This is a genomic window from Phenylobacterium sp. (assembly GCF_030654915.1).
Taxonomy (GTDB): domain Bacteria; phylum Pseudomonadota; class Alphaproteobacteria; order Caulobacterales; family Caulobacteraceae; genus Phenylobacterium.
This window is the reverse complement of sequence record NZ_JAURWM010000227.1, coordinates 1-11,074: the sequence shown is the minus strand read 5'-3', so window position 1 is coordinate 11,074 and position 11,074 is coordinate 1. Positions and strand designations below refer to the sequence as shown.

Here is an 11,074-nt window from a genome sequence, read left to right as displayed (position 1 = left end):
CCTGGATGAGGTCGGACAATCGCGGGGGGTGCTGGCGATCATCGTGGACCAGACCCAGCGGGTTCACGATCAGGCAGCGTTGAAGCACCTGAACGACACGCTCGAAGCGCGCGTCACTGAGCGTACCGAAGCGCTCCTGAGCGCTCTTGATAGTCTGAGCGGTGAGATCGTCGAGCGTCAGGCGGCCGAGAGCGCTCTGCGGCAAAGCCATAAGATGGAGGCGGTGGGGCAGCTCACGGGGGGCATCGCCCACGATTTCAACAACCTGCTCACCGGTGTCATCGGCAGCCTGGATTTGATGCAACGGCGCATTGAGTCCGGCCGTCTGGACGACGTTCGCCGGTTCGCCGCCACGGCGATGAGCTCAGCCAATCGTGCGGCGGCGCTAGCCCACCGCCTCCTGGCCTTTTCCCGGCGCCAGCCGCTTGTTCGCGAGCTGGTGGATATCGATCGTCTTGTGACCTCGATTGAAGATCTGCTGCGCAGGACCATGTCCGAAAAAATCGAACTGAACCTGGCGATCACGGCGGGGGGCTGGCGCTGCGAGTGCGACCCGAACCAGTTTGAAAGCGCGGTGCTCAACCTGGCGATCAACGCCCGCGACGCCATGCCAGATGGGGGGCGTCTGACGATCAGGACCGGACATGTCACTGTCGGCGTCGACCAAGCCCGAGGTCTTGACGTGGGCTCGGGCCAATACGTTTTTGTCGCGGTTCAGGACACCGGCGAGGGCATGGCGCCTGAGGTCATCGATCATGTGTTCGAGCCGTTCTTCACGACCAAGCCCTTAGGGGTTGGAACAGGCCTTGGCTTGCCGATGATCTACAGCTTCGCGCGCCAGTCCGGCGGCGCGGTGAAAATCGAAAGCGAAACTGGCCGAGGGACCACGATCACGATCTTCCTGCCACGAAGTCAGGCGAAGCAGGACGCCGACGGCGAGAAGCCAACTTTGGGTTTGCCTCATCCGGCCGGCGGGGGACGGGTGGTTCTGGTGGTCGAGGATGAGCAGGCGGTTCGCGGTCTGGTGATGGAGGTCCTGCAGGATCAGGGATATCGCGGTCTCTCCGCCACCGATGGCGTTGCGGCTCTCGAGATCCTGCATTCGGAGGCTCACATTGACCTGCTGATCAGCGATATCGGACTGCCGGGTCTGGACGGTTTGCAACTGGTCGAGGCAGCGATCGCCAAGCGTCCTGGCTTGAAAGTGCTGTTGATGACAGGGCACGCGCCCGAAAGCGTTCTGGGGGTGTCTTTGAAGGCGCGCGGCGTCAGGCTGATGTTGAAGCCGTTCACGGTCGATGTCCTTCTTGACCACGTCCGCGATAGTTTTGAGACCATCATTGTTCCTGCCTGATGATGAGATGTCTGCATCGGGAAAAGTGCAGGATCATGGGCCCTTGCGCTTTAGTCTGCTGCGCGAAGAAACTCGGTCCACGGCCCAGTGTACTGGGCGAGAAAATTGATCAGAAAACCGCGCGAAGCGGGTTGGGTCTGTGAGCCATCGCGCACGCCCTCGAACCGGAATGCTGGCGTTCCGCGCTGGATGGGGGCTGACGGTGGGAAGAAGGCGCCTGTGTCTTTGACGTAGCGCCCAAGCTGAAAGACGAGGGTTGTCTGCCCAGAACGCACCGCATAGATCCCGGCTCCGGCGGTGCCCATGGGGCGAAATTCTCCGTGGCCGGTCGCGACATACGATTGGCAAACGACGAGGTTCATGGGAGTGCCGAGTTGATCAACGACCTCATGCCTCGCCATGGTGGTTGGCAATCCCATCCTAGCGACTAGGGGCGCGCATTTTGCGAGCGTGAGCTCGCCATCGATCTGCTGAATTCGTCGGCCAATGGCGCCTTCGTATCTATTTTGCTGCTGGAAGGTCAGCTCGGGCAGTTGATATCGATTGCCAGATCCAAGCTGCACCAACTGGCGGCGACCAGCAGCGGTGGCGGGTGTTGCTTCAACTTCGTCGATCAGAGCGCGCAGATGCGGTTCAGCGTCCACTTCGGCCCGAGCGCGATCCTCAGAGGCCTTGCGCAGCACTTCCCCTCGTCGCTGGTTAGCGATGCGCGCCCCGATGCTGGCCTTGTCTCCAAGATCCATCGAGGAAGCCTTGACTTGGCGAGACAGGTCATCAAATTGCTGCAGGGCCAGCGTCGGATCCTTGGAGACCGTTCCAAGCTCGGCCGCAAAATTCGCGGCAAGACGTGCAGAATCGCTGGGCCGCGTTCGCGCTTGAAGCTGTTGCTGATAGCCAATGTAGGCGGGGTCGCCGCCACATTCACGAATCCTAACCTTTAGCTTAGCGAAGTCATCAGCCGTCCAGTCCTCGTAGGGCAGTCCGTATGGACTGCGCCCCGGGCTCCACGGTTGCTTCGCGACGGCGGTCGTCGATGCTTCGGCGCACGTCAGGTCTCGAAGCTGCGCGCCGGCATGGGCCGGACCAGCAGCGCCGAGGAGCGCGGCGATTGCACTGACCGCTCCGAACAAGCCCGTACTCGAGCAAGCGGGCCGGCGTTGACCTTTCTGCAACTGCACCGCCAAGTTCAGGCCCGGGGGACATTGTCGACGGATGTGGCCGGAACGTACTTGTCGCCCCGGTCAATGTCTCGGGCGGCATGATTTGTAGCGCCAATATCGACCATTTCATCCACCCCCATCGACGATCAAACGATGGTAGCCGGGAGCTTGGCCGTTAGCCAGGCGCCGCTGCTGACCGGCCACCCAGCCGACAGGCCAGCACAAGCAAGGCCCAGATCAGAACCGCCAGACCGCCACGCCTTACGGCGGAGATTGGGCGGCTTCCATGGTGTCGATGGCGAGAATTGAATGTGCGTAGGCCGCGCCAGCTCTCATCTCGGCGGCCACCCAAATCGCCTCCATCAGCTCCTCCTGCGAGGCCCCGTGCCGCAGCGCCGCGGTGGTGTGCCCCTTGTTGCGGTACGGGCCTTGAGTGACGTGGGCGACGGCGACCGCAATGATCTGCTTGAGTTTTACGGGCAGGGCTCCGTCCGCGAACACCTTCTGGCTGAACTGTTGGAAGGCGGCCTCGATCTCGGGTGAAAGCTCACGACGCTTCTGGGCGAGTTCCCGGCTGGTTGGGGGATAAAGGGCCTGATCGGGCATCTGCCTCTCCTTGGCGTTCTCTAGATGTAGGACGGCATGACATAGGCGTCGTAGTGCTTGGCGAGCCTGTTGGGCCAGTCGTCGTCAGCGACGCCGAACTGTGCGAGTTCGCCGCGGCTTACGCTTGGCGCGGCTATTATCGAAGCCGCATTGAGCGGGAATACGTAGCCTTCGGTGTCGAAGTCGTACTTGAGGAGCGACCACGGGAGCGGGTGGAGCCGTTCGACGGCCGCAGGGCGCTCTCCGAGGGCGGCCAGGGCGTAGACGATGCGCCCGGATTTCTTGTCGATCGAGAGGTCGCGGAGTTCCCCAATCTGCAACTGATCTCTGTCGAAGACCGCCGCGCCGGTCACTCGCGTGGCGGCGACCAGCCACTGGCGTGGCCGTGGGGCGGCCGCAAGGTGGGATCGCGGCTCTACGCCGCCTGGGGGTCCAGGCCGCCCGCGCTGACCTGGAAGGCTTTCGCGCATCAATGGAACGGTGGGCCGTCGCGATCGATTGCGGCCGGTTTCGCGACGGGGCGGGTCGTTCCAGGACAACCAACCCATGAATTCACTTACAATCGTCATCACTGTCCTCGTTCGTGGAAGCGAATAAATATCGTATTACGATATACTAGCTTGTCTTATGACGAAGTCGAGCACGGACTGAGGCAGTCGAACTCTGGTTGCCGGTGTCCTTCGCTACCGGGCTCCGACTTCCGCCGCGTGGGTCGGGCTGGGGTTGGCTGATCGTCCGGGACGAGGCGCTGGTTGTCACCACCACCCATGACGCCGATACGCCCTGATCAAGGACTGTGTCCCGTGTTCGCAGGCGCGAAATACGGCGCCGCCTGTGGGGCGCGTGAAATCTGGCGCTACGCAGGCGCAGACCACGGGCGCCTGGCCAGGGTCAGCGCCCCTCTGGGACCTGCGGAAGCTCGTTGAACTGGTGGAAGGGCGGCGGCGACGACAAGGTCCACTCCAAGGTCGTCGCGCCTTCTCCCCAGGGATTGGCCTGGCCTTTGCGGCGGCGCAGGGCGGCTTCGATCAGCAGGATCAGGAAGATCCCCATGCTGACCGCCATGATCACATAGCCAACGGACGACACCTTGTTCCAGAAGGCGAAGGCCTGCGGATAATCGACATAGCGGCGCGGCATGCCTTGCAGCCCGAGGAAATGCTGCGGGAAGAAGATGATGTTGGTGCCGATGAAGAAGACCCAGAAATGGAGCTTTCCGAGCAACTCGTTGTACTTCACGCCCGTGACTTTCTCGAACCAGTAGTAAAAGCCGGCGAAGATGCTGAAAATCGCGCCCAGCGACAGCACGTAGTGGAAATGGGCCACGACATAATAGGTGTCGTGGACGGTCAGATCGAAGGCCGCGCTGGCCAGCACGACCCCCGTGACGCCGCCCACGGTGAATACGAAGATGAAGCCGAAGGCCCATAGCATCGGCGTTTTGAAGTCGATCGCGCCGCCCCACATCGTGGCGATCCATGAGAAGATCTTCACGCCCGTTGGCACGGCGATGATCATCGAGGCGACTTGGAAATAGGTGGTCAGGCCAAGGCTCATCCCGACGGTGAACATGTGATGGGCCCAGACTACCGAACCCAGAACCCCGATCGCGATCATGGCGAACACCATGGCCAGGTAGCCAAACACCGGCTTCCTGGAGAAGGTCGCCACCACCTGGCTGATGATCCCGAAGCCCGGGAGGATCATGATGTACACCTCGGGGTGGCCGAAAAACCAGAACAGGTGTTGGTACATGATCGGGTCGCCGCCGCCGGCCGCATCGAAGAAGTGGGTGTTAAAGTTCCGGTCCGTCAGTAGCATGGTGATCGCGCCGGCCAGGACGGGGAGGGTCAGCAACAGCAGCACGGCCGTGACCAGCACCGACCACACGAACAGCGGCATCCGCATCAAGGTCATGCCCGGCGCGCGCATGTTGAAGATCGTGGTGATGAAGTTGATAGCGCCTAGGATCGACGAGGCGCCCGCCAAGTGGATGGCGAGGATCACCAAGTCTACGGATGGGCCCGAATGACCAAGGGTCGAAAGCGGCGGATAGAGGGTCCAGCCGGTTCCCGCGCCCTGGCCAGGCCCTCCGTCGACGAAGAGCGAGGTGGTCATCAGAATGAAGGCGGCCACGAGCAGCCAGAACGAGATGTTGTTCAGGCGCGGGAAGGCCATGTCCGGGGCGCCGATCATCAACGGCATGAAGTAATTGCCGAACCCGCCCATCTGGGCCGGCATGATGGTGAAGAAGATCATGATTAGAGCATGGGCGGTGACGGTCACGTTGAAACCGTGCTTGCCCTGCAGAAAGCCCAGGTTGGAGAGCCACGATCCCCCGGCGAACACCTGGATCCCAGGCTCGTACAGCTCCCATCGCATCAGGCCTGAGAGCGCTCCCCCGATCAGCCCAGCCATGATGGCGAAGATCAGGTAGAGCGTGCCGATGTCCTTGTGGTTGGTCGAAAACAGCCAGCGCACCAGGAAGCTCGGCCGGTCACCTGGCGGGACGTCGCCGCCCATCACGGTGGGCGCGGTGGGGACGAATTCAGCCGAACTTGACATAGGGGCCTCCGGGGCGGGATGCGGTGGGGCGAGCGCGCGTTCGCCCCTGCTGGGGCTGGGCGGGGGGAGCTCCGCAACGGCGCCGGCGCGTTAGCGCCGGTCGCCGGACATCATCAGCAGCAGGAATTGAAAGAGGTTGATGAAGCTGATGAACAGCGCCAGCGCGCCGACATTCGACGCCGCGGACACGGCGGCGCGATCATCACCGATTTGGTGAAAAGCCAGCTTCAGCCCCTGGGTATTGTGGGCGATCAGCCCCGCGAAGATCAGCACTCCTGCCATGTTGGCGACGTAGAAGATCGCAGCGCTATGTAGGAAGAGATTGACCGCCAGCGTCGCGATCAGGCCGATGACGCCCGTGGCCAGGAAGCCGCCTAGGCCGCTGAGGTCCTTCTTGGTGAGATAGCCGGTCAGGCTCAGGCCGCCGAACGCCGCGGCGCTGACGACGAAGGTTGTGGCGATCGAGGCGCCGGTGAAGGCCAGGACTAGGAGGCCCATCGAGGCGCCTATGAGCGCGACCACGGACCAGTAGAGCGCGCCGGTTCGAAGCGGCGAGGGCTTAGAAAGCGCGCCGCCGGCGAACATCAGCAACAGGATCGGGGCGATGGTCACCAGGGAGCCCAACGACGTCAGCCCGGCTAGGCGCGGCGCGCCGGCCGTCGTGACCGTCCGAAACAGCAGGTCGCGCGCGACGGGCACGCTGGATGTCACATAGGCCAGGGAGGCGGCGAGGATCAGGCCGAGCGCCACCTTGTTATAGACGCTGAGCAGGTAGGTCCGGAGCGCTGGGTCGACGACCAGGTCCTGGGTGACGGTCAGCTTCTGCCGATAGCTTTCGTGAAGATTACTCATCTCGACGGCTCCTTTTCCAGAATGGGTGCTCACGCTTGCATGGCCTGGGAGGCCGCCGCGTCGATGCGGCGCTCTTCCGGGGCGCGGAGGTAGGCGACATAGGTCGGTTCGCAGGCATATCCCCTGGCAAGCAGCCGCCCGCAGAGGCGCGAGAGAACCGCGATCTCCGCCGGCGTCATGGCGGCGGCGCCTTGGATGATCTCCAGCTGAGGCCGGGCGATCACCATGTTCAGGAAGAGCGCGGCTGCACGCGCCGGTTGATCGACGGCCAGACGTCCGTTGTGCGTCTCAGCCGCCAGCAGGTGCTCAAGGGAACGAAGCGCTGGCGCGAGCGTGGCGGCCTGCAACTGGGCCGCCTGTTCGGGCGACAGATCAAAGCCTCGGACAAGGGCCCGTAGCCCGCTCGCCTGGCGAGGGCCTTGCACCCACTCAAGTAAGGCTGCGGCGTAGTCGCAGAGGGCTTCCTCAGGCGAGGCGGAAGAGGCCGGGGGGCAGGCGGGGCACCGGGCCCAGAAACTAATAGTCGCCAAGAGAGCGTTGAGTAGTTCGGCCTTGCCCTTGAAATGATTGTAGAGGGTCTGACGGGAGACGCCCGAACGCTTGGCGATCTCAGAGAGGGTCGCCCCCGGTCCGCGTTCGGCCAACAATTCTACGGCGGCGTCGAACACGGCGCGCCGCTTGGCCTGGTTGATCGTACGCACCGACCGAGACATTTAAAATCTCATCCATCCAATGCGAGCAGCGGGCCGGGACGAGCGGTCAGGATATCTCGCGGGTTGAAGGGGTGGTCGCGCCGCCCCGTTTTGAACATGAATACGATGTTATATCGGAATACGATATAATCAACGGTGAAAATATGCATGACGACGTTTGAACAGCTGCCTATCAACGTCTCGCGGCTAGACGGTGCTAAGGGAAGATCCATGAGATCAGACGACGACGTACTGACCTCAGGGGACTATGAGGCCCTGGCCGCCTTCCGGCATGCGGTGAGACGCTATCTCGCCTTCGCCGAGGCCGGAGCCCGGTCGGTCGGTCTGACCTCGCAGCAGCATCAGGCCCTGTTGGCCATCAAGGCCCAAGCCGTGAGTCGGCCGGTGTCGATTGGCGATCTGGCCGCGGAACTGCTCATCAAGCACCATAGCGCCGTCGAGCTGGTCGGCCGCCTCGAAAAGGCTGGCTTCACCCAGCGATCAGCCGACGTCGAGGACCGTCGCCGGGTGCTGGTGTCGCTCACAGCGTCGGGGGAGGGGGTTCTGGCGGCGCTCTCGGTGAAGAATCTCCAGGAACTGCGGGTGATCGCTCCGGCCTTCTCCGGCCTGCTCGGGCAGCTCGAAAAACTTAAGGGCGACTGACCGGCGGGGTCTTCGGCCTGAGTGTGGCTTGTTTATATCGGGTCACGATATATAGTCGGCCTAGCTGAGGCGCGCCACGGGCACGCGAGGCGCCAGAGCTGGGAGATCTTCATGGCATCGGCCGCCGAACAGCTTGCCGCGAACTTGAGGTTCGCCACCTTCCGCAAGGCGGCCGAGTTGCACAAGCGCATCGGGTTCACCCTGATGGCGCTCATCGCCTACCGGCTCGGGACCTATATCCCTATCCCGGGCATCGATCCGATCGCCTTCAGTCAGGCGTTCAGCGGCCAGGCACAGGGCATCTTGGGCATGTTCAACATGTTCTCCGGGGGCGCTGTCGAACGGATGGCGATTTTCTCGCTGAACGTGATGCCCTACATCTCGGCCTCGATCATCGTGCAGCTGCTTGGGACGGTGTATCCGCCCTGGGAGAAGCTGCGGAAGGAAGGCGGGGAGGCAGGTCGCAAGACCCTCAACCAGTATACCCGCTACCTGACGGTCATCCTGGCGCTGTTCCAGTCCTTCGCCATCGCCACGGGCCTGCAATCCAGCCCCGGACTGGTTCTGAACCCCGGCGTCTTCTTCCTGGCCTCGACGGTCGTCACCCTGACCGGCGGCACCCTGCTGCTGATGTGGCTGGGCGAGCAGATCACCAGTCGCGGGATCGGCAACGGGGTCTCGTTGATCATCTTCGCCGGCATCGTGGCGGTCCTGCCGCGCGGTGTCTGGCAGATGTTCGCCATGACCCGCACCGGTTCGCTATCCGTCCTGGGCGTCTTGGCGATGGCAGGGCTGGCGGCCGGCGTGATCGTGACGATCGTGTTCATGGAGCGCGCCCAGCGCCGTTTGTTGACGCAGTATCCGCGCCGTCAGACCGGATCCCGCAGCTTTGGCGGCGACGCCTCGTTCCTGCCGCTCAAGGTCAATATCTCCGGCGTCATGGCCCCGATCTTCGCCTCGTCGCTGCTGCTGCTGCCGACGACCGCGATGGGTTTCCTGGCAAACGCCGAGCTTCCAGCCTGGGCGCAGTGGATGCCGAGCGTGGTCGGCAGTCTGCAACATGGCCAGCCGGCCTTCGTGGCGCTCTATGCCGCGCTGATCGTCTTCTTCTGCTTCTTCTACACCACGGTGATGTTCAATCCCGAGGAGGTCGCCGAGAACCTGCGCAAGTACGGCGGCTTCCTGCCGGGGATCCGTCCGGGCAAACGGACGGCCGAGTACCTGGACTACGTCCTGACCCGGCTGACGGTCATCGGCGCGGCCTACATCGCCGCGGTCTGCCTGCTGCCGGAGTTCCTGATCAGCTTCATGGGCAGCCCGCAGCAGACTCGCGCGTTGGGCGGCACCTCGATCCTGATCGTGGTCTCGGTGACCATGGACACCGTGGCGCAGATCCAGTCCCACCTGCTGGCGCACCAGTACGAAGGCCTGATCAAGAAATCGAAACTGCGGGGCGGCCGGAAGTAGACCGACCGTTCGGGAGGCGCCCCGACGCAAGAGCGGGGCGAGGGGAGACGACCGATGAACCTGATCCTGTTCGGCCCGCCGGGTAGCGGCAAGGGCACCCAGGCCAAGCGCCTGGTCGATGAGCGGGGCATGGTCCAGCTCTCGACCGGCGACATGCTTCGCGCCGCGATCGCCTCCGACTCGCCGATGGGCCGGGTCGTGGCGCCGATCATGGCCTCGGGCGGCCTGGTGCCGGACGAGATCGTCATCGGCCTGATCGCCGAACGCATGGACGAGGCCGACGCGGCCGGCGGCGCCATCTTCGATGGCTTCCCCCGCACCCTGGCCCAGGCCGAGGCGCTGGACGTGATGCTGCAGGGCAGGGGATCGCGAATCGATATCGTGGTCCGTCTGCTGGTCGACGACGCCGCTCTGCTCGAGCGGGTCACCGGCCGATTCGAACAACAGGGGCGACCGGACGACAATCCGGAGACCTTCAAGGCCCGTCTGGACGCCTACAACACCCAGACGGCGCCGCTGCTGCCTTACTATGAAGGGCAGGGGAAGCTTACGGCCGTTGATGGCATGGGCTCGATGGAGGCGGTTTCCACCGCCATCCGGTCCGCGCTGGAGACGATCAAGACCTGATACGGATAGGTTGAAAATCAACCTTCTCCGGCATTGACGGCGGCGCAACGATCCCTATAACGGTGCGCTTCCGCGAAAGGCGCGACTCCCGCGTCGGCTCGAAGTGCAAGCTGAGGGCCGGTGCGCTAGTGGCGTCTCGTTTTGCGCGTGCGTCCATCGGGGCGCGATAAGACAGAGAGATTTAGGCTTGGCTCGTATCGCAGGCGTCAACATTCCGACGAACAAGCGCGTGGTTATCGCGCTGCAGTACATCCATGGCATCGGCCAGAAGTCCGCCAAGGACATCGTCTCCCGCGTTGGGATCGATGACGCCCGCCGCGTGAACCAGCTGACCGATCAGGAAGTGCTCCACATCCGTGAAGCCATCGACAAGGACTTCACCGTCGAAGGCGACCTTCGTCGTGAAACCTCGACCAACATCAAGCGTCTGATGGACCTGGCCTGCTACCGCGGCCTGCGTCACCGCAAGGGCCTGCCGGTCCGCGGCCAGCGCACCCAGACGAACGCCCGCACCCGCAAGGGTCCGGCCAAGCCGATCGCCGGCAAGAAGAAGTAGAGAGAGCCTCGATGGCCAAGGAACCGGCTCGCGTCAAAAAGCGCGAACGCAAGAACATCACCTCGGGCGTGGCGCATGTGAACGCCTCGTTCAACAACACCATGATCACCATCACCGACGCCCAGGGGAACACCATCTCCTGGTCCAGCGCCGGCGCGATGGGCTTCAAGGGCTCGCGCAAGTCGACCCCTTATGCGGCGCAGATGGCCGCTGAAGACGCCGGCAAGAAGGCCGCGGAACACGGTGTGAAGACCTTGGAAGTGAACGTCTCCGGTCCGGGTTCGGGTCGTGAGTCGGCCCTGCGCGCGCTGCAGGCCGCCGGCATGACGATCACGACCATTCGTGATGTGACCCCGATTCCGCACAACGGCTGCCGGCCGCCGAAGCGTCGGCGAGTCTGAGTTCTACTAGCCGACCCTCCCGTCGCCGGCCGTGCGTTTCGCGGCCGGCGAATACGCGTTCCAAGGACATCCGCCCGTGATCGAAAGAAACTGGAACGAGCTCATTCGCCCCGAAAAGCCGATGATCGAGA

The 11,074-nt window shown here is 63.4% G+C and carries 12 protein-coding genes; 6 read left to right on the top strand and 6 right to left on the bottom strand.

Annotated elements, in window-relative coordinates:
* On the top strand, nt 1-1,354 hold a 1,354-nt coding region (locus Q7T84_RS11560; RefSeq protein WP_304808917.1), incomplete at its 5' end, for an ATP-binding protein.
* Nucleotides 1,355-1,404: 50 nt separating this feature from the next.
* Here Q7T84_RS11560 and Q7T84_RS11555 read toward each other — a convergent pair.
* From Q7T84_RS11555 to Q7T84_RS11530, 6 genes are all read right to left on the bottom strand, one after another.
* Nucleotides 1,405-2,484, bottom strand: a complete 1,080-nt coding sequence (locus tag Q7T84_RS11555) for a hypothetical protein (protein WP_304808913.1) — start codon at nt 2,482-2,484, stop codon at nt 1,405-1,407.
* A 291-nt stretch (nt 2,485-2,775) separates the two neighbouring features.
* Nucleotides 2,776-3,120 (bottom strand): carboxymuconolactone decarboxylase family protein, encoded by a 345-nt coding sequence (locus Q7T84_RS11550; protein ID WP_304808911.1) that lies wholly within the window; start codon nt 3,118-3,120, stop codon nt 2,776-2,778.
* Between the two features lie 20 nt (nt 3,121-3,140).
* The gene (locus Q7T84_RS11545; protein ID WP_304808909.1) at nt 3,141-3,590 is read right to left on the bottom strand and encodes a PRC-barrel domain-containing protein; all 450 of its coding nucleotides are present in this window, start codon (nt 3,588-3,590) and stop codon (nt 3,141-3,143) included.
* 421 nt (nt 3,591-4,011) lie between these two features.
* Nucleotides 4,012-5,643: a cytochrome c oxidase subunit I gene (ctaD, locus tag Q7T84_RS11540; protein ID WP_304808920.1), complete on the bottom strand. Its 1,632-nt coding sequence runs from the start codon at nt 5,641-5,643 to the stop codon at nt 4,012-4,014.
* 132 nt (nt 5,644-5,775) lie between these two features.
* Nucleotides 5,776-6,537 (bottom strand): Bax inhibitor-1/YccA family protein, encoded by a 762-nt coding sequence (locus Q7T84_RS11535; protein ID WP_304808907.1) that lies wholly within the window; start codon nt 6,535-6,537, stop codon nt 5,776-5,778.
* A gap of 29 nt (nt 6,538-6,566) precedes the next feature.
* Nucleotides 6,567-7,250 carry a TetR/AcrR family transcriptional regulator gene (locus Q7T84_RS11530; RefSeq protein WP_304808905.1) on the bottom strand — a complete coding sequence of 228 codons (684 nt, stop codon included), beginning with the start codon at nt 7,248-7,250 and terminating at the stop codon, nt 6,567-6,569.
* A 210-nt stretch (nt 7,251-7,460) separates the two neighbouring features.
* Between Q7T84_RS11530 and Q7T84_RS11525 the strand changes: the two genes are divergently transcribed.
* The 5 genes from Q7T84_RS11525 (at nt 7,461) to rpsK (ending at nt 10,943) form a co-directional block, all read left to right on the top strand.
* Nucleotides 7,461-7,892, top strand: a complete 432-nt coding sequence (locus Q7T84_RS11525) for a MarR family winged helix-turn-helix transcriptional regulator (protein WP_304808903.1) — start codon at nt 7,461-7,463, stop codon at nt 7,890-7,892.
* A gap of 111 nt (nt 7,893-8,003) precedes the next feature.
* Entirely contained in the window at nt 8,004-9,359 is a 1,356-nt protein-coding gene (gene secY / locus Q7T84_RS11520) for a preprotein translocase subunit SecY (protein ID WP_304808901.1), read from the top strand.
* Nucleotides 9,360-9,413: 54 nt separating this feature from the next.
* Nucleotides 9,414-9,986 (top strand): adenylate kinase, encoded by a 573-nt coding sequence (locus tag Q7T84_RS11515; protein ID WP_304808899.1) that lies wholly within the window; start codon nt 9,414-9,416, stop codon nt 9,984-9,986.
* Between the two features lie 187 nt (nt 9,987-10,173).
* Nucleotides 10,174-10,542, top strand: coding sequence for a 30S ribosomal protein S13 (gene rpsM, locus Q7T84_RS11510; protein WP_304808897.1), 369 nt, complete (start codon nt 10,174-10,176; stop codon nt 10,540-10,542).
* A gap of 11 nt (nt 10,543-10,553) precedes the next feature.
* Complete coding sequence (gene rpsK / locus Q7T84_RS11505) at nt 10,554-10,943, top strand: 30S ribosomal protein S11 (RefSeq protein WP_007662706.1); 390 nt, start codon at nt 10,554-10,556, stop codon at nt 10,941-10,943.
* Nucleotides 10,944-11,074: the final 131 nt, after the last annotated feature.